19 protein-coding genes and 6 pseudogenes are annotated in these 19,673 nt (G+C 69.5%); 10 read left to right on the top strand and 15 right to left on the bottom strand.

Translation table 11 applies throughout. The features are described from left to right. The first annotated feature begins 344 nt into the window (after nucleotides 1–344). Nucleotides 345–1,235 (top strand): DUF6461 domain-containing protein, encoded by an 891-nt coding sequence (locus tag ACGFYU_RS02160; protein ID WP_393825303.1) that lies wholly within the window; start codon nucleotides 345–347, stop codon nucleotides 1,233–1,235. On the opposite strand, the gene ACGFYU_RS02155 is transcribed toward ACGFYU_RS02160, so the two are convergent. The 3 genes and pseudogenes from ACGFYU_RS02155 to ACGFYU_RS02145 all read right to left on the bottom strand — a co-directional run bounded on the left by ACGFYU_RS02155 (nucleotide 1,232) and on the right by ACGFYU_RS02145 (nucleotide 3,972). Next, nucleotides 1,232–2,461 (bottom strand): hypothetical protein, encoded by a 1,230-nt coding sequence (locus ACGFYU_RS02155; protein WP_393825302.1) that lies wholly within the window; start codon nucleotides 2,459–2,461, stop codon nucleotides 1,232–1,234. The two genes, ACGFYU_RS02160 and ACGFYU_RS02155, sit on opposite strands and share 4 nt — an antisense overlap. A gap of 180 nt (nucleotides 2,462–2,641) precedes the next feature. Next, nucleotides 2,642–2,995 (bottom strand): annotated as a pseudogene (locus tag ACGFYU_RS02150) (dihydrofolate reductase family protein); the annotation flags it as partial. A 140-nt stretch (nucleotides 2,996–3,135) separates the two neighbouring features. Then, entirely contained in the window at nucleotides 3,136–3,972 is an 837-nt protein-coding gene (locus tag ACGFYU_RS02145) for a helix-turn-helix domain-containing protein (RefSeq protein ID WP_393825301.1), read from the bottom strand. A 64-nt stretch (nucleotides 3,973–4,036) separates the two neighbouring features. On the opposite strand from ACGFYU_RS02145, the gene ACGFYU_RS02140 reads away from it, so the two are divergent. Beyond that, nucleotides 4,037–5,023 carry a DMT family transporter gene (locus ACGFYU_RS02140; protein WP_393825300.1) on the top strand — a complete coding sequence of 329 codons (987 nt, stop codon included), beginning with the start codon at nucleotides 4,037–4,039 and terminating at the stop codon, nucleotides 5,021–5,023. 640 nt (nucleotides 5,024–5,663) lie between these two features. Here ACGFYU_RS02140 and ACGFYU_RS02135 read toward each other — a convergent pair. Beyond that, a complete protein-coding gene (locus ACGFYU_RS02135; RefSeq protein ID WP_393825299.1) occupies nucleotides 5,664–6,455 on the bottom strand; it encodes an MBL fold metallo-hydrolase in 792 nt (263 codons plus the stop codon). 86 nt (nucleotides 6,456–6,541) lie between these two features. On the opposite strand from ACGFYU_RS02135, the gene ACGFYU_RS02130 reads away from it, so the two are divergent. Next, entirely contained in the window at nucleotides 6,542–7,135 is a 594-nt protein-coding gene (locus ACGFYU_RS02130; protein ID WP_393825298.1) for a CGNR zinc finger domain-containing protein, read from the top strand. Between the two features lie 147 nt (nucleotides 7,136–7,282). Here the strand turns inward: ACGFYU_RS02130 and ACGFYU_RS02125 are convergent, their stop codons facing one another. Next, nucleotides 7,283–7,795, bottom strand: coding sequence for a PadR family transcriptional regulator (locus ACGFYU_RS02125; RefSeq protein ID WP_393825297.1), 513 nt, complete (start codon nucleotides 7,793–7,795; stop codon nucleotides 7,283–7,285). A gap of 103 nt (nucleotides 7,796–7,898) precedes the next feature. Here ACGFYU_RS02125 and ACGFYU_RS02120 point away from each other — a divergent pair, with 103 nt between their 5' ends. The 3 genes and pseudogenes from ACGFYU_RS02120 (at nucleotide 7,899) to ACGFYU_RS02110 (ending at nucleotide 9,740) form a co-directional block, all read left to right on the top strand. Then, the gene (locus ACGFYU_RS02120) at nucleotides 7,899–8,453 is read left to right on the top strand and encodes a hypothetical protein (RefSeq protein WP_393825296.1); all 555 of its coding nucleotides are present in this window, start codon (nucleotides 7,899–7,901) and stop codon (nucleotides 8,451–8,453) included. After that, nucleotides 8,450–8,872: pseudogene (locus tag ACGFYU_RS02115) on the top strand (carotenoid oxygenase family protein); the annotation flags it as partial. The gene ACGFYU_RS02120 and the pseudogene ACGFYU_RS02115, both read left to right, overlap by 4 nt. 292 nt (nucleotides 8,873–9,164) lie before the next feature. Continuing rightward, nucleotides 9,165–9,740 (top strand): hypothetical protein, encoded by a 576-nt coding sequence (locus ACGFYU_RS02110; RefSeq protein WP_393825295.1) that lies wholly within the window; start codon nucleotides 9,165–9,167, stop codon nucleotides 9,738–9,740. A gap of 124 nt (nucleotides 9,741–9,864) precedes the next feature. Here the strand turns inward: ACGFYU_RS02110 and ACGFYU_RS02105 are convergent, their stop codons facing one another. From ACGFYU_RS02105 to ACGFYU_RS02070, 8 genes and pseudogenes are all read right to left on the bottom strand, one after another. After that, nucleotides 9,865–10,512, bottom strand: coding sequence for a DUF4360 domain-containing protein (locus ACGFYU_RS02105; protein ID WP_393825294.1), 648 nt, complete (start codon nucleotides 10,510–10,512; stop codon nucleotides 9,865–9,867). A 441-nt stretch (nucleotides 10,513–10,953) separates the two neighbouring features. Beyond that, on the bottom strand, nucleotides 10,954–11,973 hold the full coding sequence (locus ACGFYU_RS02100; protein ID WP_393825293.1) for a helix-turn-helix domain-containing protein: 1,020 nt from the start codon (nucleotides 11,971–11,973) through the stop codon (nucleotides 10,954–10,956). 118 nt (nucleotides 11,974–12,091) lie between these two features. Beyond that, nucleotides 12,092–12,439 carry a DUF952 domain-containing protein gene (locus tag ACGFYU_RS02095; RefSeq protein ID WP_393825460.1) on the bottom strand — a complete coding sequence of 116 codons (348 nt, stop codon included), beginning with the start codon at nucleotides 12,437–12,439 and terminating at the stop codon, nucleotides 12,092–12,094. Between the two features lie 30 nt (nucleotides 12,440–12,469). Continuing rightward, a pseudogene (locus ACGFYU_RS02090) lies at nucleotides 12,470–13,558 on the bottom strand (type III polyketide synthase); the annotation flags it as partial. Nucleotides 13,559–13,563: 5 nt separating this feature from the next. After that, entirely contained in the window at nucleotides 13,564–14,703 is a 1,140-nt protein-coding gene (locus tag ACGFYU_RS02085; protein ID WP_393825459.1) for a cytochrome P450, read from the bottom strand. A 145-nt stretch (nucleotides 14,704–14,848) separates the two neighbouring features. Beyond that, a pseudogene (locus ACGFYU_RS02080) lies at nucleotides 14,849–15,646 on the bottom strand (serine/threonine-protein kinase); the annotation flags it as partial. Between the two features lie 120 nt (nucleotides 15,647–15,766). Further along, a pseudogene (locus ACGFYU_RS02075) lies at nucleotides 15,767–16,336 on the bottom strand (SPFH domain-containing protein); the annotation flags it as partial. Between the two features lie 87 nt (nucleotides 16,337–16,423). Further along, the gene (locus ACGFYU_RS02070) at nucleotides 16,424–17,119 is read right to left on the bottom strand and encodes a hypothetical protein (protein ID WP_393825292.1); all 696 of its coding nucleotides are present in this window, start codon (nucleotides 17,117–17,119) and stop codon (nucleotides 16,424–16,426) included. A gap of 185 nt (nucleotides 17,120–17,304) precedes the next feature. Here ACGFYU_RS02070 and ACGFYU_RS02065 point away from each other — a divergent pair, with 185 nt between their 5' ends. Then, nucleotides 17,305–17,790, top strand: coding sequence for a DUF2975 domain-containing protein (locus tag ACGFYU_RS02065; RefSeq protein ID WP_393825291.1), 486 nt, complete (start codon nucleotides 17,305–17,307; stop codon nucleotides 17,788–17,790). Next, complete coding sequence (locus ACGFYU_RS02060) at nucleotides 17,790–18,011, top strand: helix-turn-helix domain-containing protein (protein WP_393825290.1); 222 nt, start codon at nucleotides 17,790–17,792, stop codon at nucleotides 18,009–18,011. Before ACGFYU_RS02065 ends, ACGFYU_RS02060 begins: the two co-directional genes overlap by 1 nt. Nucleotides 18,012–18,044: 33 nt before the next feature. On the opposite strand, the pseudogene ACGFYU_RS02055 reads toward ACGFYU_RS02060, so the two are convergent. Continuing rightward, nucleotides 18,045–18,209: pseudogene (locus tag ACGFYU_RS02055) on the bottom strand (helix-turn-helix domain-containing protein); the annotation flags it as partial. A gap of 23 nt (nucleotides 18,210–18,232) precedes the next feature. Here ACGFYU_RS02055 and ACGFYU_RS02050 point away from each other — a divergent pair. After that, nucleotides 18,233–18,424 (top strand): hypothetical protein, encoded by a 192-nt coding sequence (locus ACGFYU_RS02050; protein ID WP_393825476.1) that lies wholly within the window; start codon nucleotides 18,233–18,235, stop codon nucleotides 18,422–18,424. Next, entirely contained in the window at nucleotides 18,421–18,558 is a 138-nt protein-coding gene (locus ACGFYU_RS02045) for a hypothetical protein (protein WP_393825475.1), read from the top strand. Before ACGFYU_RS02050 ends, ACGFYU_RS02045 begins: the two co-directional genes overlap by 4 nt. A gap of 22 nt (nucleotides 18,559–18,580) precedes the next feature. Here ACGFYU_RS02045 and ACGFYU_RS02040 read toward each other — a convergent pair whose 3' ends face one another. Then, nucleotides 18,581–19,615: an ArsR/SmtB family transcription factor gene (locus tag ACGFYU_RS02040; protein WP_393825289.1), complete on the bottom strand. Its 1,035-nt coding sequence runs from the start codon at nucleotides 19,613–19,615 to the stop codon at nucleotides 18,581–18,583. Nucleotides 19,616–19,673 lie beyond the last annotated feature (58 nt).

Here is a 19,673-nt window from a genome sequence, read left to right as displayed (position 1 = left end):
GACTCTTGTCCGCGGACAAAAGTCGGCCGCGCATCGGCATCACTCTCCCGCCCGAGGGGCTTCGACCGCTGCCGCTGCCTCGACTCGGCCAGGAGCTCGATGAGGACGTCGTGGTCCTCGGTGCGGTCCGCTCGGTCACCCGGGAGCCCGAGAAGGAGGCGGATTACGAACGAGCCCGCGAAGTGTGGGCTGCGAGGTCGGGCCGGCCGGCGTCCGACGTGCTCGGGCAACTCGGCGGAGTACCCGCGTGGGTCCAGTGGGACGAGACTCCGTCATGCCCTTCCTGCGATTGCCCGATGCCTCTGATCGTGCAGCTTGAGGAAGGTCCCGATCACAGCACATCCATGAACTTCGCCGGCTGCGGCAGCGGGTACGCCTTTGCGTGCGAACCCTGCTCCCACGCCGCCTTCCTGTGGCAGTGCCAGTCCTCCGACGGCCGCGTCGGCATCCACTCCGTCCACCCCGAACCGGACGCCGCACTGTCAGCGGCCAGTGACAGGATCCACGGCATGACCTCAGCCACCGCGGCCGACTACGGCTGGATACGCTCCTCGACCTCTCCGTTCCGGTACGCGCTGGAGGCCGGCTACACCCTGACCCTCGTACGGGGAGTCTCCCCCGCCGAGCTGTTCAGGATCGCGGGAGCCGAGCCCGGCGATCCATGCCACGGACTGGAGGAACTGATCGAGCAGCACTCGGAGCTCCTCGACGACAGCGGGGACTGGCCCGAGTCGTTCCTCACCGGAGCGTTCACCGTCCCCGGCAGCGACGGCCAGTGGACCCTCGCGCTCGAGTTCGGCGGTGAGCTGGGGATGCGGGAAAGCCTGATGGAGGCCCTCTCCTCCGGGACGCGGGCCGTCTCGCACTCCAGCAACGGCGGCAAGCCCATGGACTTCTTCCACTGGTACGAGGACGGGGTGCTGCGGACCACCTTCGAGTGGGCGGCCCACCGGACGGGCAGCACTCCCGACGATCTGAACGCCGTGATGCGCGAGCTCGGTCTCAACCCGGACGGTGACCCGGTACCCGGCACCGACACGAAGGCTGCGGTCCTCGCACTGACCGAACGCCTCACCGGCGTACGGGTGACAGCGGACCTGCTGGCGAACTCCGTGTACCAGACGGCCGAGGTAGCGGACGTACGCACACGTCCGGCGCGACCAGCTCTGAAAGAACACGGAAGGGTCCCAACACATTCGAAGCTCGGGATGGAACCCTCGGAAAACGATCTTTAGTCCGCCGTGTGCGGCACCCAGACGGCGGCGTGGAAGGGGCCGTTGGCGGTGGACGGGTCAGGGGATCGAAGTGCTGCGCTGCCTGCGACGACGCCCTGGCGATTGACCTGCGTCGCGAAGGAGTTGAGGCCGCCGAGGGAAGTCAGGTAGGTGAAGTCGCCGTTGTCGACGCGGGCGACGAAGGCGAACGAGTTGGGGGCGAAGTTGTCACCGACCATGAGGTTCCCGGAGATCTGCCTGACCTCGGTGACACCACGCCCGGAGCCGATCACGCCGCTCGTGTGCGTGGTGAGGTCGTACGAGCTGGCGAGTAGGCCGTCGCCGCCGACCACAGTGCTCCCGCTGATCAGTTGGGCTTTCAGGAAGTGGGACCCCAGGTCCGTGGGGATGCCGGTGCGGAGATCGTAGGCGTATCCGGTGAGGCGGTTGCCGGCCGTTCGAGACTGGCCGACCACGGTTGAGCCGCTGATGTCGTTGGCTGTGCTGGAGCTTCCGCCGAGGGTGCCGAGATCGGTCATCGTCCGGGTGCGCAGGTTGTACGCGAACCCGTGCGTTGTGGTGGCAGGCGTGTTCGGCAGGGAGGAGCTACCCACGACGATCGCACCGCTGACCGCCGCCGCTGTGCTGTCGCCCGACGGACCGGCGAGGCTGCCGAGATCGGTCATGGAACGGGTGCGCAGGCTGTATGCGAACGCGTGGGTGACTACGTCGCCGGACAGCGACGACGTTCCCACCACGGTGTCACCGTCGAGGCCGGTGATGTTGGTGGTGCTGCCGCCGAGAGTGCCGATGTCGACGAGCCGGCGGGCCCGGATGTTGTAGACGAATCCATGAGTCGGGCCGTCAGCGGAGAGGTTTGACTCCCCGACGATGTAATCCCCCTCCACGCCGGTCGCCTGGCTGGAGGCCCCCAGCGTGCCTAGATCGGTCATGGTGCGCCTGCGCAGGTCGTACGCGAAGGCGTGTTCGGCGGCGTCGCCTTTCGTCAGTGAGCTCCCTACGACCGTGTTGCCGTCGATGGCGGTGGCCTTGCTGCGGGTACCGCCCAGGGTGCCGAGGTCCTGCACGGTGTACTGCACGGACCCCGCCTCCGACCCGGCTGACGACGTATCGGCCCCATACGCCGGACCGGCGCCCACGACGAGCAGGCCCGCGGCGACCAGACTCCAGGCACGTAAACGTATGCGCATGATGTCCCCCCTGAAATGATCGATCGAGACGAGCACGGTTCGGCAAACCGCAGTGCCCTCCCCGGGCACGGGCCCACCGGATGTGCTGCACAGCCTTCACTTGTACGTCAGTTCCGACCGCCCAAACAGTGGGCGATCAGCCACACATAGGACGTTCGTTACCGCCGCCAGGACGTGTGCGAGATCACCGTGAGACCAGTGCGCGGGTGTTGCTGCTCAGCGCCTCGTCTCGTACCTGGTCAGTACCACGCCGCCGGGAAACGTCCGCGTCTCCACCAGCTTCAGGTTCACCCAGCTGTCCAGCGCGGTGAAGAACGGCGTGCCGCTGCCCACCAGGACCGGATGGGTGGCGATCGCGTACTCGTCGATCAGCCCGGCGCGCATGGCCGAACCGGCGAGCGTCGCGCCGCCGATGTTCATTGGGCCGCCGTCCTCGGCCTTGAGCCAGCTGATCTCGGCGATCGCGTCGCCGGTGACCAGGCGGGTGTTCCAGTCGACCTTGTCGATCGTCGAGGAGAACACCACCTTCGGCGTGTCCCGCCAGTTCCGCGCGAACTCGATCTCCGCGGGTGCGGTCCTCGCGGAGGCTCCGGCCACCACGGAGCTGCACGGCCTGCCCGGCGAACACTGCGAGCCGCTACTCCGGTCACCCCTTGTCCCAGAGCAGGCCCCCGGGGCCCCGCCGCTCGCGTTGTCAGGCGTCGAAGGGGTCAGTGAGCGGCGCGCTGGTAGGTCGCCGGAGTGATGCCGTACGCCCGCTTGAACCATCGGTTGAAGTGGGCCTGGTCGGAGAAACCGGCGGAGGCCGCGGCATCCGCCGATGACAGCCCGCGGGTGAGAAGATGCCGTGCCCGACGGAGCCGCAGAAGCCGCTGGTAGTCACTCGGAGCCATGCCGAACTCCGAGCGGAAGGCCCGATACAGGGCGAAGCGGCTACAGCCTGCCGCCGCTGCCAGGTCGTCCGCCGATATCGGTTCGAGGAACGCCTCCTTGAGCAGGGCCTGGGCCCGCCGGGCCGCCCGGCGCTGCGCCTCGCCCCCCAGCGTCCTCCTGCGCGGCGCCCGTGTCGCGCCCCGCTCCGCGAGCGCGAGGACGGTGGCTGTCAGGAGCTCTTCCCGCGCCAGGCCGCCGGCATCATCAACCAGCGCCGCGTGGAGACGGGCCAGCGCCCCGGTGAGCAGGGGATCCGTCAGTACGGGGCGTACGAACAGCGGCATCGCTCCCGCGGTTCCGTCGCCGGCCGCGTCCCCGAGGGTTTCTCGCACCACAGACGGGCCGATGTGCACGATGCGGTACTGATAGCCCAGCTCTGCGGCAGCCTGGCCGTCGTGGACCTCGTCGGGATTGAACACCATCACCATGCCGGCACCGCTGGTGTGGTGCGCCCCACGGCACCGGAAGGCCTGCGCGCCCAGGTCGGTGATGCCGAAGGAGTAGGTGTCATGGCTGTGCGGCGCGTACACGTGATGGAGGAAGTGCGCGTGCATGGCTTCCAGGGGACGGGCTTCATCCCGCCAGTACCGCACCCAGCCGTCTCCGTTCCGCATGGACCCATTGTGGCCGCGCACGAGCGTTCAAGTCAGAGGGGGACCCGTCAGGCAGGATCGGCGTATGGGAACGATGAGCAGAGTCAGTAATCCGTATGCGCTCTTGATGGTGACGATGGTGCTCTGGGGGGGCTCATTCGCCGGCTCCAAGTCGGTCGTGGAGCACCTGCCGCACTCGGTGGGAGCCTTCCTGCGGTTCGGCGGCGGTGCGCTTGCCCTGCTGATCGCCGTAGCCATGTTCGGCAGCCGCACGGCGCGCGTACCGGCCCGGAACGGATGGCTTGCGGCGGGGGCCGGTGTGCTGGGTGTCTTCGCCTACAACGGCTTCTTCTTCTGGGGCCTGTCGCTCGCCCCGTCCTTGGATGCCGGCATCCTCATCCCGGTCTTGAGTCCGATCCTCACGAGTACCTTCCTTCTGGTGACCGGCAAGGAGAAGGCGTCCTGGGCACGCGTCACCGGCCTGGCCCTCGGGCTCACCGGCGCGGGAATCTTCTTCATCGGAGCCGGCGGCAGCGGGACCGGCGGCTCGTCCAGGCTCCTGGGTGACGCCCTCTTCCTCCTGAGCGCGGTGTGTTGGGCGTCCTACACGCTGGCGGGGCCGCGTGTCCTGTCGGGCATCGAGCCGCTGAGAGCCACCACGTACGCGACCTGCGCGGGTGCTGTTCTCCTCGGCTTCCTCGCGGCCCCTGAAGCGGCCGACGTGGCGTGGAGCGACCTGCCGGCCAGTGTCTGGCTGAACACCGCGTACCTGGCGATCGGCGCCACGGCTGTGGCGAACCTCCTCTACTACCGGGGAGTCGGAAGCGTGGGACCGGCCAAGGCCTCCCTCATGATGTTCAACGTGCCCGTCATCAACACGCTGTGCGCCACCGTCCTCCTGGGCGAGTCTCTCGGCGGGCTCCAGGGCACCGGGGCCCTGGTGCTGGTGGTGGGCGCCGTTCTCGCGGTGACGCAGGGCAAACTGCCGTGGCGCTCGACTGACGCCAAGGCGCAGCCTCCCGTCGCCGACCAGTCGACGGGTCGGGAGGGCACACGGGCCAGGAGTGCGTGACACAGACCTCTGGTGCCGAGCCGCTACCCGACGCGCTGCGCGAGCTTCTCCCCGCCTCCCTCAGGGACGACTGGCCCCTCGTCGTGGCCCGTTACCGGCGCGGAGATCGACCGGGCGATCCGGGCTTCCTGAACGAACGGGCGAGGGCCCGTCCCCGGTGCGTGTCCCTGGAACGGCTCGTCGTCTCCGGACGGGCGTGGCCGCTGGCCATGATTCGTCCGCCACGGCAGCCACGCCGAGACCTGGTGCATCGGCCAGCAGGCCATGGTCGCCCTCAAGGCTGGCGCCTCTTGGGAGAGCACCGCTGAATCACCGACATCGTGAAGTGCGTTCTCGTCCTTCGCCACGCCTTGCAGCGGCCAAGTCGAAATTCCCCAGGTACGGCTGGCTACGACGTCACCCTGTGTGTGCACCGGGCGTTCCGGCCTATGGCTTGCCCGTGCCGCGCGGCCGGGCAGTACCAGCAGCGGACGAATGCCGAGCAGCCGTAACGACGACAACCCCCAGCTGCAGCCTGTGAGGCCACCGCGAGCAGCCGGCAACCGTCACACCGTACTCACGGCGGCGGTCCGTAGAACTGTTACTGGCACGACCAGAGTTGGTCCCGTGGCTTGGTTCCCGAGACTTCAGGCGCCGGAGGTCAATCCCGCCGGCCCCAGTCCAGGCGGTCGGCCAGACCCGCGGCGGTGAAGGCGGCTACCAGCTCGTCACGGCCTTCGGTGAAGTGGGCCCAGCTGTCGTAGTGGACGGGGACCACGCGGGGGGCGCCGAGTATCTGAGCGGCCTCGGCGGCTTGGGCGCTGTTCAGGACGATCAGCTGGTTGTCGAAAAGCACGGGGAAGCGGGGGGCGCCGGCAAAGAGGAGGGCCGTGTCGATGGGGGCGAAGTGCGCGGCGATGTCCTTGATCGCGTCGAGGGATGCGTTGTCGCCGCTGACGTAGACGGTCGGCAAACCCTCTCCGGTCAGGATGAAGCCGACGACCTGGCCGGTGATCGGCTCGACCTCCTCACGCGGGCCGGGGCCGTGGACGGCGGGGACGCCGGTCACGGTGATCGTGCCGCCGTCCGGACGGTTCAGTTGGACGGACTCCCAGTCCGCCAGACCCTTGGCCTTCCCCTTGAGGCGCTGTCCGCCGCCGGGGGTGGTGAGGGTGAGCGGGACGTCGGCGAGCAGGGCCCGGCCGGAGGTGTCGAGGTTGTCGGGGTGCTCGTCATGCGAGAGCAGGACCACGTCGATGGGACCGAGGTCGGCCGGGGTGCCGCTGGAGGGGGCGGTCTTGGTGAGAAACCGTCCGTCGGGACGGACGTAGTCGCCCGGGGCGTCGAAGGTCGGGTCGGTCAGGAAGCGCAGGCCGCCGTATTCGAAGAGCGCGGTCGGGCCGCCGAAGACGCGTACAGGGAACGAAGTGGTCGTTGTGGGGAGAGAAGACACAGTGCACCTCACGGATGAATGTCAACGAACCGTGATGTGAACCTAGCCGCCTCTCATGGATGGGCGCAAGCCGTACCATGAGGAACATGGAGGAGCCCGTCATCGAACAACCCTGTCCGCCGCCCGCGCAGGGCGAGCAAGAACACCTGTCCCTCGCGCTCGCCAACAGCGCGATCGCGCTGGTCGGCGGGCACACGGTCGATCTTCTGGGCACTCCCGCGCAGGCGAACCACTGGCTGACGGAACGCGGTCTCGCTCCGGCCGACGCCGGCATGCGGGAGATGTGCGCGACACAGCTGCGCTCGCTGCGCGAACAGATCAGGTCGCTCTTCGCGTCCCGCGCCGAAGGTCTGCCCGCCCTCCCCACTGCGGTCAGAGCCATCAACGAGGCGATGACCCGCGTCCCCACCGCCCCACTACTCCAGTGGGACGACAAGACCGGCCCCTACCGGGCCACCCTCCACCCCACCACCGCGATCCTGGACCACGCCCTGGCCACCCTCGCCACTGACGCCTCCGACCTGCTCACGGGCCCCGACGCGGACCGCCTCAGCGCCTGCGGCTCTGCCCCCTGCAACCGCTACCTGCTCCGCTACGGCCGCCGTCAGTGGTGCTCCACCCGCTGCGGCGACCGCGCCCGCGCCGCCCGCGCCTACGCCCGCCGCAGCACTTCCCCATGACGCCGGGCGGCGCGGCCCCTGACACCGGACGCGTCCGGCTGCTCACCGGTCCCGAAGCCAACCAGGCAGATGCCCAGTGGCCACCGCGGTCCTGTACGTACGCGCCGCGACCGCCGACGCCTGGGCGGGCTCGTCCGGCGGGCACACCTAGCGGAGCTGGGTCGCCGCCCAGTCGGCCCACTCACGGCGCATGGCGTTGAAGCGGAGCCCGTACTCCAGGACGATCCGGCCGTAGACCGACAGCCGGTCGTCGCCCCAGTCGATGGACTGCTCCAGCCGGCCCAGCTCCTCGTACTCCCGGTCGGACAGCTCCATCAGCTCGATCAGGTAGCCGCGCGCCTGCTCCGGGGTGAGCACGCCGAGGAAGAAGACCCTCAGCAGGGTGTCGCTGCGGGGATTGCGCTGCGGCTTGGGCTCCGTCAGCCAGTGACGCAGCTCCGCCAGCCCCTCGTCGGTGAGGGTGTACTCCTTGCGGCCGCGCGGACCCTCCGCCGAGACGCTGATCAGCCCGGCGGCGGCGAGCTTGGACAGCTCGCCGTACATCTGGCTCTGCGTGGCGGGCCAGACGTTGGCCAGCGAGGTCTCGAAGCGCTTCAGCAGGTCGTAGCCGCTGGCCGGGCGCTCGGAGAGAAGTCCGAGGAGGGCGTGTCGAAGGCTCATGACCCTCACTCTACATTCCTTTCTTGACATGTCAGTTTTGGAAGGTCTAGTTTCGACATGTCAGAATAGGAATGTCAGAGCAGCGAGCAGCCGGGAGCCTTCGATGTCGTACGTGCGCACCTTCCTTCCGTGGATCGTCTTCGCGGTGATCCCGTCCGCCCAGTGGCAGTGGGGCGCGCTCGCCGCGCTGGTGGCCGCGGTCGTGGTGGCCGTCCAGCAGCGCCGCGAAGGGGCCGGCTTCGACGCGCTGATCATCGAGATCGGCTCGGCGGTGTTCTTCGCGGCCCTGGCGGCCATCGCCTTCGCCGACCCGCAGTCGGCCGTGCACGGCTACTCGGCGGCCCTGTCCTCGGCCACCCTGGCCCTGATCGCCGCGGTCTCGCTGCTCATCCGCAAGCCCTTCACCCTCGGCATCGCCAAGCGCACCACGCCCCGCGAGGTCTGGGGGCTGCGCCCCTTCGTGCAGGCCAACACCGTCATCACCTCCGGCTGGACCGCGGCCTTCGCCCTGACCGCCGGTGCGCTCGCACTCCTCGCCCACGCCGGCCAGGGCCACTCGACGGCCGCGACGCTCGTTCAGGTCGCCGGCTTCGCCCTCCCGATGCTGTTCACCTCCCGCTACGTCGCCTCCCTCCAGACCAAGGCCGGTGCCCGATGAGCTCCCCCACCGCCCCCCGCCACCTCTCCGGCAACTACGCCCCTGTGACGGACGAGGTGACCGCGCACGACCTGCCCGTCACCGGGCGGATCCCCGACGAGCTCACCGGCTGGTACCTGCGCAACGGGCCGAACCCGGCCGACGCCTCCTCCGGCCACTGGTTCTTCGGCGACGGCATGGTCCACGGCGTACGACTGGAGGGCGGCCGGGCCGTCTCTTACCGCAACCGATGGGTGCGCACGAGCAAGCTGACCGACGGGGCCCGGATGTACGACGAGCGGGGCCGGCGCGACCTCACCGCCGGACCGGCCAACACCCACGTCGTCCGGCACGCCGGCCGCACCCTCGCCCTCGCCGAGACGGCCCTGCCGTACGAGCTCACCCCCGCACTGGACACCCTCGGCCCGTACGACTTCGGCCTCACCGCCGGGCACGTCGTCTTCATGGACCTGCCGGTGGTCTTCGACTTCGGCCTCGTCGGCACCGGCACGTCGCGGCCGAACCGGTCGCCACGATCCATTTGCCGGCCCGGGTCCCGCACGGCTTCCACGGCAACTGGCTGCCGGACCTGCCGTAGTACGTGCCGCCGCCAGTCCGATTCCTACTGATCATCTGATCGTCGGTGGATGTGAGCCGCTGGATTCCCGAGTGGGCCGGGCGGTGGGAAATTCCTTTGGAGTGCCACGCCTCCGCACACGAGAATCCCTCGTTATGGGAGCGGACATACACGGGTTCATCGAGTGTCGGTGCACGTACGGCAGCATCGACGAGGAGGATTCGAGCTGGCACGCCGCCATCGACCTGGATCTGCTGTACGGCGGACGGAGCTACGACGCCTTCGGTTGTCTGTTCGGTGTACGCAACTACGCCGGCTTCCGGCCTCTCGCCGAAGGGCGGGGGCTGCCGCCCGACGTGACCGCCGAGGTCCGGCGCCAGTACGAGGACCAGCCCGACCTCTTTCACAGCGCGTCCTGGATTGGGTGGGAGGAGCTGGCCGCCGTCGACTGGGACGAGCCCGCACGAACCGTCGACGCGCGCGTGCGCGAGTACCGGTACAGCGCCGAGCACGGCTGGTACGAGTCGGGGAAGTCGTTCCAGAACCTCGTCGGCCGCTCCGAAGGCGATGAGTGGACGCAGGAGGGCAAGATCATGCGGGTGGGCCGCATGACGCGTCGGGAGGCGGTGCGCGAGGACGGCGAGTGGGCTCCGGTCTGGGCGACCATGAAGGCTCTCGCCGACGTGCACGGCCCCGAGTACGTGCGGATCGTCGTCTGGTTCGACAACTAGGCGTATTGATCACCAGCGTTGTCTACGGTGCTGCGTCTTGACCGACAACGACTCGGGTCACCAGGGACAGACCCGCCCGCACGCGGAACGGGCGGGGGCTCGGCACGCCCCCGCCCGATGGACGTCAGGTCGTGGGGCACTCCCGCCAGGCCAGGTGGTAAACGGTGCTGATGTCACCGTCGGTGGAGTCCATGGTCATGTAGCTGCTGGACGCAGGAGCCGACGTGCCCTTGCGTACGCGGAGTTCGGTGTTGATGTTGAAGTTTCGCTGCACCCCGCACGGTGCCCACACCCACTGCGCCCAGTCGGTCTCGTCGGTGGCCTGCCAGTTGTCGTCGTACGGACCGTTGAACGTGTGCTCCCGGGCAGCGGTCTGCGGTGAGCCCTGGAAGTAGTACGAGGCCTTCGTGGTGCTGCTCGCGCCGGGCGCGAGAGACGCGTAACCGCGGTAGTCCGCGCTGGCGATCGCGTAGGTGAAACCGTGGGGCACGTGCACGATGAGGTTGAGCTGGCAGTTCCTGCGCGCGGCGGTGGGCGGTGCGCCGCCGACCTGGGCGACGTACTGGCTGTAGGTCACCGTGAAGGCGGTGTTGTCCTGGGACACGGCGACGGCTGCCGTGTCCTTCGGACATCCGGACCCGTTGACCGTCGCGACGTCGATGACGATCCGGTCCGGCGGCGGGTCCGTGATCGCCGAGGGGCTGTGCTGGGTGGGCAGGGCCGTTGCGAGCAGCAGGCCGATCGCGCCGCTCACCAGAAAACCTCCGGCCATGATTCTCCAATCCGCTGCTTCGGAAACCGGCGGCACTGGGCCGCGGTCTGGGTCACGCGGGGTGGGGGCGCAACAGCCGGCGGAAGCTGTGTCGGGCAGTCATGGTGCTCTCCATGACCGCGACGGACGATGGACGACATGGCCATGACAAGCATGGCAGTCCGCGGGGCCGGACAGCGGAATCGTAGGAGCCGCTGCCGGGTCGGGCCAGCACGCAGTTCAGCCATTCATCCGGCCGCTTCCGCAACGTGCGGAAGCTCGTGCTCACCGCGGCCTCCGTGGTCGCTTCCCACCGGGACGCTCGATGGCTCTTTCCCGGGCGCCGAGGAGTGGAGACCCGACATTCGGCAATGTAGGAGCACGGATGGATTCGAGCCTGCTTCGTTTCTGCCGCCATCGACTTCTCCGGCCGGGACGACCTCCGGTGGCCGAGCAACCGTCTCAACGCGGCATGCCCGGATCTCCCAGGCCGGGTCGCTCCTGCCCGACGCCTCCGGGATGACCCAGGGCGGCCCTTCGGTGCTCCGACGGGGTGATCCCGTACACCTCGCGGAACGCACGGCCGAACGCGGCGTTGCTGGAGAAGCCCCACCGGAGCGCGATCGTCTGCACGGGCTGCCTGTCCAGCTCCGGGCGCGCGAGATCGGCGGCGGCGCGTTCCAGCCTGCGTTGACGGATGTGCGCCGCCACGCTCAGCGGCTGGTCGGCGAAGAGGTTGTAGAGGGTGCGCAGGGAAAAGCCGTGCCGGTCGGCCACCGTCTGTGGCGTAAGGTCCGGGTCGCCGAGGTTGTTGTCGATGAAGCGGTAAACCCGCTGCAATGCCTGCTGTGCGCGGGCCTCGGCGGGCGCCTGGCCAGGGTCGCCGAGCTGCTGCGCGAGGAATGCCGTGGTCAAGTCGAGGGTGACGGATCCCATCGCGCGCAGCTCCTCCGGGCGACAGTGCGGGCCGCGTGTGAGCAGCGTCTGCAGGAAATCGGCGAGGATCGCCCCTGACGCCGCGTCTGCGGCCATGCTCTGTGCGAGGAGGCGGTCGACTCGGTCCGAGTTCAGCGCCAGGGCCTGACGGGGGATCTGCATGACCAGCGTCTCGGTCTGCCCGCCTGTGCATGCCCCCTCGCTCGGCCGTGAGGTGTCCGTGAGCACGAGACCCCCGGCGACCATCGATTCGTTGCCCCGCTGGGAAATCCTGACACTGCCTTGCGTGACGAGCGCCAGCTGCAAGTGCTCGGGATCGCCACGCCGTACATGACTCGGCGTGCGGCGCGAGAGCAGCGGTGAGCAGGTCAACGCGGAGAGCTGCACGTCTCCGAGATCGAGGTACGTGAAGCTCGCCCGGAAGTCTGCCGCGTGACGGCTGCTGAGCATGACGGGCATCACCTCACTGGACACCGTCTGGCAGAACCAATCGAACCTGTCTTCTCTGGCAGCCGCCGCAGTTGACGCTTCCAACAACCCACACACTCCCCTGCCCCGTTTCTCGACATCGATTATCGGCCGGAACGCGCCGATGTCAGGACCGGTCGGAGAGCCGCGGCAGCGGGCCCTCGGGGAGGGCGAAGGCCCGCGTCCGCGCAGGGGTTCAGTACCGGGGAAGCAGTTCCAGGGCGCGGCCCTGCCCGTCCCGTACGATCTCCCGCACTCCGACCACCGCGGCGCGGGCGACCGGCCCCCGGATCCGAGGGAACAGGGCGCCGGTCCCGTCCAGGGGGGAGCCGGGCGCGGGGGCCGTCCACTCCACCGGGGCGTCGAGCCGGCTCTGGTCGATGACCAGGGCCAGCAGGGTCCCTGCCGTGTCCCGGTGGAATCGGCTGGCCGCGGCCAGCACCGCCTCCTCCTTGGGCACGCAGTGCACCGTCCCGTCGCGTGACAGGGAGGCCGGCTCGTACGGTCGGTCGGGACGTGCCAGCCACTGCGCGAGCGGAACCACGTGGTAGAGCAGGCCGCCCTCCTGCCGGGGGGCGGGGAGCCGCACCTGCCCGGCACCGGCGATGAGCGCTTCGGGTGGCGACCAGTGGCCCAGGGAGATCTCCGCCGTGATCCCCGGACCGAACCCGGCCAGCAGTCCGCGCCCTCCGGGCCGCGGGCCGCCCTCGGCGAAGAGCCGGGACAGGGCGTCGAACACGACGGCGCTGGCGATGTTGCCGCGCTCGGTGAGCGTGGCCCGGCTGTGTCGGAAGACGTGCGCGGGCAGCCCCAGGTGCTCCCCCAGGTCGTCCAGGATCCGCGGCCCCCCGGCGTGCACCAGGTAGAAGTCCAGCTCCCCGACGTCCCATGCGTACGGCTCCGCCATCGCCCGCAGCGCGGGAGCCAGTACCCCCATCGTGGCGGGCACCCGCTTGTCGAGCCGGAAGTGGAAGCCGGTGTCCCGGACCGCGTACGAGATCCACTCCTCCGTCCCGGGCACCAGGTGCGATCCGTTGTGCTCCAGCCGGATCCCGTGCCCGCCGTCCCCGCGCACGACGACGGCAGCCATAGCGTCGCCGAAGAGGCCGTTGGACAGCAGGCTGCCCACGTCCAGGTCGGTGGGCTGGTACAGCAGCGAGCAGAACTCACACGCGACGATCAGCACATTGCGGCCGGGATAGGCCGTCACGAAGTCGTGGGCCCGGTTGACGGCCGCCCCGCCGGCGGCGCACCCCAGCTGCGCGACGGGCAGCTGCCGGGTGTCCGAACGGAAACCCATGCTGTTGATCAGGTGGGCCGTCATCGAGGGCATCATGAAGCCCGTGCACGACACGTAGACGAGCATGTCGATGTCGGGCGCTCCGAGCCCGGCGTGTGCCAACGCCCCCTCCACCACCTGCGGGAGCCGCCGCCTGGCCTCCTTCTCGTAGACCAGGTTGCGCGCCTCGAAGCCCGGGTGGCGCAGGGCCTCCTCCAGCGGCTGCACCAGATGGCGGGTCCGTACCCCGGTGTTGGTGATCAGCCGTAGTACGAGGTCCAGTTGCGGATGTCCGGCGAGCACGTCACGGGCGGTTTCCAGGGTCTCCTCGGCGGTGACCACGTACTCGGGGACCGCCACCTGCGGACGGCACAGGGTCGCCACCACGCTCACCACGCCACCGGCAGGGCGAGCGGGTAGCGCCAGATCGACCGCGTGTTCCAGCGGATCTCCTCGGCGGGAACCGCCAAGCGCAGCCCGGGGAAGCGCGACAGGAGCGTGCCGACCGCCGTACGCAGCATCAGGCGGGCCAGGTGCGAGCCCAGGCAGTGGTGCATGCCCCAGCCGAACGCCATGTGCGGGGCCGGGCAGGCCCGTTCGAAGTCCAGCTCGTCGGGACGCTCGTACGCGGCCTCGTCGCGGTTGGCGGTGAGGTAGGAGACGTGGACGGCGTCACCGGCGCGGATGGTCACCCCGCCGACCTCCACGTCCTCCAGCGCGACGCGCGGGATGCCGACGCCCTGGCGGAAGGGGATGTGGCGCAGCAGCTCCTCGACCGCCTGCTCCAGCAGCTCGGGGCGGGCCCGGAGCCGGGCAAGGTGCGCGGGGTGGGTGAGGAGGGTGAACACCATGTTGGAGATGTCGTACGTGGTGGTGTCGTGTCCGCTGACCATCAGTAGCTGGGCCAGTACGGCGAGTTCGCCGTCGGTCAGGGTCTCGTCACCGATCCGGGCGGTGGCCAGGGCGGAGAGCAGGTCCTCGCCGGGCGCGGTACGGCGCACGGCGGTGAGCGCGTCGAAGTAGCCGCGCAGCTCCTGCTTCGCCGCGACGGCCGCGTCGCGCGCCTCCGGGGTCATCGTCATCATCGCGATGGCCCGGCCGCGCAGCCGGGGGCGGTCCTCGGCGGGGATCCCGAGGAGTTCACAGATGGTCTCGAGCGGCAGCCTGCCCGCCAGGTGCTCGGCCAGGTCTGCACCGGGTCCCTCGGCCTCCATCGCCGAGAGCAGGGCGTCCACCCTGGACCGCACCCAGGGGCCCATCCGGTCCAGCTGGCGGGGACCGAAGGCGTGGGTGACCAGGCGGCGGACGCGGGCCAGGACGGGCGGGTCCATCAGGTTGATCGCCTCGGGCTGGGCGATGGGCGCCGGGGTGATGCGGGGGAAGTCCGCGCCGATGAGGGCGGCCCGGCTGAAGCGCCGGTCCGAAGTGACCAGCTGGACGTCCGCGTAGCGGGTCACCAGCCAGCAGGGCCCGCTGCCGTAGGGCATCTCGACCCTCGCGACGGGTTCCTCCCGGCGTAAGGAGGTCATGAACGGATCGGGCTCCAACGCCACGTCGTGGCGGAACGCATAGGTCTGGCTCACATCATGATCAAACGACCGGTGGCCGGCCCGGTCACGCGCACATCAGCAGTGCTTCGGAGGGGTCGGGCGCCCTTTCGGGCCGCATCGTGGCTCAAGGTGCCGATGCATCGGGGGTGTTGTACAGCTCGACCATCGTGCGTACGGGAGGCGGCAGCCAATCCTCGGACGATGAGTCGTTCCGGGAGAGCTGCTCGAGTACCTCGGTGGACGTCGGGCGCCCCTTGGGGTCATGGTCGAGGCACCGGGTGATGGTGCCGGCGATTCGAGAGGGCAACAGGCCGAGGGCCGCCTCCAGGGATTCACCGTCCTTGAGCGGCATGGCTCCCGCAGCGTGGCACAGCACCGTGCCAAAGGCGTAGATGTCCGTGGCGTGCGTGATCGGTGCGCCGGTGAGTTGTTCCGGAGCGACAAACCCAGGTGTGCCGACGACGTGGTTGGTACGGGTGAGCGCGGTGCTGTCGAGGGCTCGGGCGATGCCGAAGTCGATGATGCGGGGACCTGAGCCGGAAATGATGATGTTGCCGGGTTTGAGGTCACGGTGGATGATGCCGCAGGCATGGATGCGCTCGAGCGCCTCGGCGACGCCGACGGCGAGGGTATGCAGGGTTCTTGTGGGCAGGGCACCCTGCTGCCCGAGGACGTCGTGCAGTGACGGGCCGGGGATGTACTCGGTGGCCAGCCAGAGCGGGTTGCCGTGGGAGTCGGCGTCGACCACCGGCGCGGTGTGGAATCCGCCGACAAGGCGTGCGGCTTGGATCTCGCGGGTGAATCGTTCCCGGAACGTCGGGTCCGCGGCGAATTCGGGCCGGATGACTTTGACCGCGACCAGGCGGTGTCCTGGAGACCGGCCGAGATAGACCGTGCCCATTCCCCCTTGGCCCAGCAGAGCCGTCAGGTGGTAGCGGCCGATACGGCGAGGATCGCCCGGCCGCAGCGGCTGGTGCCTGGGGGCGGAGCCGGGCCGGACGGGCGACTGCGGTGCGCTCCGGGTCGCTCCCCTCCCGCCGACGAGGGTTCCGGCGCGCTTGTCCCTGTCGGCCCGCTTCTGCTTCTCCATCGAATTCTGAATCGAGGTGGGCGGTGCGACCGCGTTGAGCCCGACGCGGCGGATGTGGACACCCCAGCGTGCGGTGGTCTCTTCGAGAACCATGCGCAGGCTCGCGGTGATCTCCCCGCGGGAGGTCAGGGTCCGTTCCAGGTCCATGGCGCCGACGATGCCGCGCACCGTGGTGACGGTGAGTTCCTCGATCGCCTGGATGAGGTTGGTGACTTCGTAGGCGGCGGCTCTCGCGTCGGTCACCTGGTAGGAGATGACGGTGTCGATGTCGACGACCAGGTGGTCCTGTGTGATCACCTGTTGCGGCGGAATCGTAAGGGCCTGTTCACGCAGGTCGAGCCGGATGCGGATGGTGTCGATGAGCGGGACGACGATGTTCAGGCCGGCGGTGAGGGTGCGGGTGTAGCGCCCGAAGCGCTCCACGATTGCGGTGCCGGCCTCGGGAATGACATGGATCGTCTTGACCAAGACTATGAAGAACAACACCACCAGAATGATCAGGACGAGGATGATCGGCTGCACGGTGGCTCCCCCTGCCCCACTGGTTTCCCTAGGCTGACGTCAGATAGTGCCGCGCAGGAGTCTTCCAGATCCATCTCACAAGTGGGATCAAGAGTTGCGATCTTGCTCTGGGAGATAGGGTCCGAAGTGATCAGCGACAATCTCCGCGATCGCCGTGGCGTCGCGGGAGCCATCGATGGCGATCACGCGGATGCCGAGCCGGCGGGCCTGGCTGACGGCGTCCTCGGCGACGAGCCGGTCGCGGGCGAGGCGGTTGGCCTGTGCCCGGGTGGGGTCGCTGACGCGGTGCCCGAGCGTAGTGGCTCGGGGTAGTTCACGGACCTGCCGGTCGCGGAACTCGGGCGTGGGCACCATCACGATCATCCGGCGTGGTGAGTCGATGACGGGTGCGACGAGTTCGGGTCGAAGTCCCCAGCCTTCGGCGATGATCGGGTGGCCGGACACGAGCGCGCGCAGGTCGTCGAGAGCCCATTGGAACCGGTCCGGGAAGCCGGCCAGGGTCTCGGTGGCCATCTCCTCCGGGGTGGTGTCGACCCAAGTCCTGTCCAGGTCAGGCTCGGTGGCGGGCTCGCCAAGAGCGACGCGGCGGGCGATCCTGCGATCGTTGTGACCGCGGGCGTCGTGGTAGTCGTAGTGGTAGACCGTGACGCCGTATTGAACGGCCAGCAGCCGGGCGACGGTCGACTTGCCGGCCCATTGACCGCCTCCGATCCACAACGCGCGGTGCAAGGTGCCGAAGGGGTCCCGGACCTCACCCTCCGCGCGCGACTCCTGGCTGGTCATCTGCCGTCCTCCTTGAGTGAGTTGCGGCGGCTGACTTCGGCGGCGTAGACGGCCCAGTCCCCGCGACGCGTGATTGCCGCCGAACGGGCCAGCTGTTCGGACGCCTGCAGCTGATGCCGCCCAACCCTTGCCCAACCTATCGAAACTCGATAGATTCACATCGTAAGTCGATGGAAGGACGGGTCGTGGGGAAGCTGACAGTACGTGCGCTGCGCGTTGTGCTCGCGGTGGTGCTTGCCGGCACGGTGTTCGTGCAGGCGTTGATGGTGTGGGCGTTGGCCACCGACCCGGAGGACGGGTCGCTTCCGCTGACACCGCTGCGCGTGATCACGATCCTCGGCATGGTGTCGGCGCAGGTGGCCCTGGTGTGCGTGTGGCGGCTGGTGGCGATGGTGCGACGCGGGACCGTGTTCTCCCATGCCGCGTTCCGATACGTGGACGGCGTGATCGGCGCGATCGTGGCGGCCGCCCTGTTGTGGTTCGCGGTCACGGTCATCAACGCGCCGGGCCAGCGGGAGGACCCGGGCGTCACCGTCATCATGGGCGGGATCGGCCTGGCCATCCTCGGGGTCGCGCTCATCGTGCTCGTACTGCGGACGCTGCTCGCCCAGGCCGTCGCGCGCGACGTCGAAGCGGCGCACATGCGGGCCGAGTTGGACGAGGTCATCTGATGCCGATCGCCGTCGACATCGACGTGATGCTGGCCAGGCGGAAGATGTCCGTGGGCGAGCTCGCGGACCGCGTGGGGATCACGCCCGCCAACCTGGCGGTACTCAAGAACGGCCGCGCCAAGGCCGTACGCTTCGCCACGCTCGCCGCACTCTGCGAGGTACTCCAATGCCAGCCGGGCGACCTCCTGCGCTGGGAAGCCGACGACGCCGAAGCCGGATGACATGCCCTCGTGTCGGCGTACACCTGAACGTCCTCAGGTGTGCCGCTTCCGCCGGTACATGCCGGGTGGGGTGCCATGTGTGCACTTGAAGGCGTTGGCGAAGGCGAACTCGGACGTATAGCCCACCTGGGCGGCGATGGTTCTCAACGGCGCGTCCGATGTCCGGAGCAGGCGCGCTGCGGTGGTCATCCGCCACCACGGGTGGCGGTGTCGGAGGGTTCGTGACGCAGCTTGCCAAGCACGCGGGGGCGGAGGTGATCGCCACGTCCGGTCCTCGGAGCACCGAGGCGGTCCGGCGGCAGGGCGCGGACCAGGTGATCGACTACACCGCCGGGCCGGTGGGTGCCGCGCTCGGCGGTCGGGTGGACACCCTGCGCAATCTGGTTCCGCTGAGCCCGCCGACGCCGGGGTGAGCGCGATGCACATGGTTGCCCGCAACGATGTCGCGCATCTTGCGGCGCTCGTGGAACTCGTCGACGCGGACGCGATACGGATCGACATCAGCGAATCCGGACGGATCCGAGGCAAGGTCATCATCGTCCCTTGAGCCCGGGCGTCGATCTCGCCACTCAGTCATCCGCCGCGCTGGTCGCGGAGGTCGTGGACTCCACCACGCCGTTTCGCGGTTCAGCCGCGCCGCCGTTCAGCAGCAGCTCCGCCAGGGCCGTCCGTGCGTGGTGCACGGAGCGGCCCGTGCGGGTGGTGGTGAGGAGACCGGCGGCGCGCAGGGCCGAGGTGTGGGCGGAGGCCGTCGCGTCGCTGATGCCGGTACGTCGTGCCAGCTCCGAGGTCGTCCGCGCTTCGTCCAGGGAGCGCAGGAGTGCGAGTCGGGTACGCCCAAGGACTCCCGTCAGGGCCTCGTCCCGTACGCCGGCCCGGTCCGGGACGAGGGGCAGTCCACGGGCAACGGGGTAGGCGAGTGCCACCGGACGCTCGGGCACGTCCTGGATCAGCGGGCCGGTCCGCCAGTGGAAGGTCGGCCGCAGGATCAGCCCGCGCCCGCCGAGCCGGACCTCCCGTACCGCGGGCCCACTCGGCTGGGGCCACTCCCAGACTCCGTCGCGCAGCCGTGACCCCGGGGCCAAGTGGGTCAGAGCGGCCCCCAGGCCCCGTTCCGCGACCCCCAGTGCGTGGCGGGTGAATTCCTCCCGATGCAGGTCCTGGACCTGGGACCACACCGGTGCCAGTGCCGTCTCGTAGGCCGCTCGGTGGGCCCGGCCCAGGATCCGCCAGGCGTCGGCGTCCCCGCCGTGCAGTGCGCGGATCCATGGCGGGACCGGCCGTCGCGCGTACACCTGCTCGATCCCGGCCCGTACGAGCTCCGGGCGGGCCGCCCTGATCAGGGCGAACCCCTCGTCCGGTGTGTCTCCGAGAACGTCGAGGAAGGCGGGGGCCGCCCTGTCCGGTACCAGGTCCGCGAGCGGCTCGACCGCGCCTGGCAGCATCCGCAGCAGCCGGTGGCGCCAGCGCGCGAACAGCAGCTCCTCGTGCGGGGCGGCCAGCATCATCAGCGCCGCATGCAGCTCGGGTACGGGCGAGGGCCGCGGAGCGAACCGCACCCGGGCGAGATCGTCCGCCGTGAAATGGATCCGGATCACGCGCATCCCCCCGCTCCGCGCCAGCCTTTCGGACCTGGCCGCAAGCTTCGCCTCGGCTCAGCCC

Source organism: Streptomyces sp. NPDC048337 (assembly GCF_043201175.1).
Classification (GTDB): domain Bacteria; phylum Actinomycetota; class Actinomycetes; order Streptomycetales; family Streptomycetaceae; genus Streptomyces.
The sequence above is the reverse complement of the archived record's forward strand: the minus strand, read 5'-3'. Positions and strand labels throughout refer to the sequence as shown.

What these genes read in the sequence shown, in the direction of transcription:
- ACGFYU_RS02140 (WP_393825300.1), top strand. Translation starts at nt 4,037, where the DNA reads ATGGGAACGATGAGCAGAGTCAGTAATCCGTATGCGCTCTTGATGGTG.
- ACGFYU_RS02120 (WP_393825296.1), top strand. Translation starts at nt 7,899, where the DNA reads ATGTCGTACGTGCGCACCTTCCTTCCGTGGATCGTCTTCGCGGTGATC.
- ACGFYU_RS02145 (WP_393825301.1), bottom strand. Translation starts at nt 3,972, where the DNA reads ATGCGGAACGGAGACGGCTGGGTGCGGTACTGGCGGGATGAAGCCCGT.
- ACGFYU_RS02130 (WP_393825298.1), top strand. Translation starts at nt 6,542, where the DNA reads ATGGAGGAGCCCGTCATCGAACAACCCTGTCCGCCGCCCGCGCAGGGC.
- ACGFYU_RS02110 (WP_393825295.1), top strand. Translation starts at nt 9,165, where the DNA reads ATGGGAGCGGACATACACGGGTTCATCGAGTGTCGGTGCACGTACGGC.
- ACGFYU_RS02060 (WP_393825290.1), top strand. Translation starts at nt 17,790, where the DNA reads ATGCCGATCGCCGTCGACATCGACGTGATGCTGGCCAGGCGGAAGATG.
- ACGFYU_RS02040 (WP_393825289.1), bottom strand. Translation starts at nt 19,615, where the DNA reads ATGCGCGTGATCCGGATCCATTTCACGGCGGACGATCTCGCCCGGGTG.
- ACGFYU_RS02105 (WP_393825294.1), bottom strand. Translation starts at nt 10,512, where the DNA reads ATGGCCGGAGGTTTTCTGGTGAGCGGCGCGATCGGCCTGCTGCTCGCA.
- ACGFYU_RS02070 (WP_393825292.1), bottom strand. Translation starts at nt 17,119, where the DNA reads ATGACCAGCCAGGAGTCGCGCGCGGAGGGTGAGGTCCGGGACCCCTTC.
- ACGFYU_RS02125 (WP_393825297.1), bottom strand. Translation starts at nt 7,795, where the DNA reads ATGAGCCTTCGACACGCCCTCCTCGGACTTCTCTCCGAGCGCCCGGCC.
- ACGFYU_RS02160 (WP_393825303.1), top strand. Translation starts at nt 345, where the DNA reads ATGAACTTCGCCGGCTGCGGCAGCGGGTACGCCTTTGCGTGCGAACCC.
- ACGFYU_RS02085 (WP_393825459.1), bottom strand. Translation starts at nt 14,703, where the DNA reads ATGACCTCCTTACGCCGGGAGGAACCCGTCGCGAGGGTCGAGATGCCC.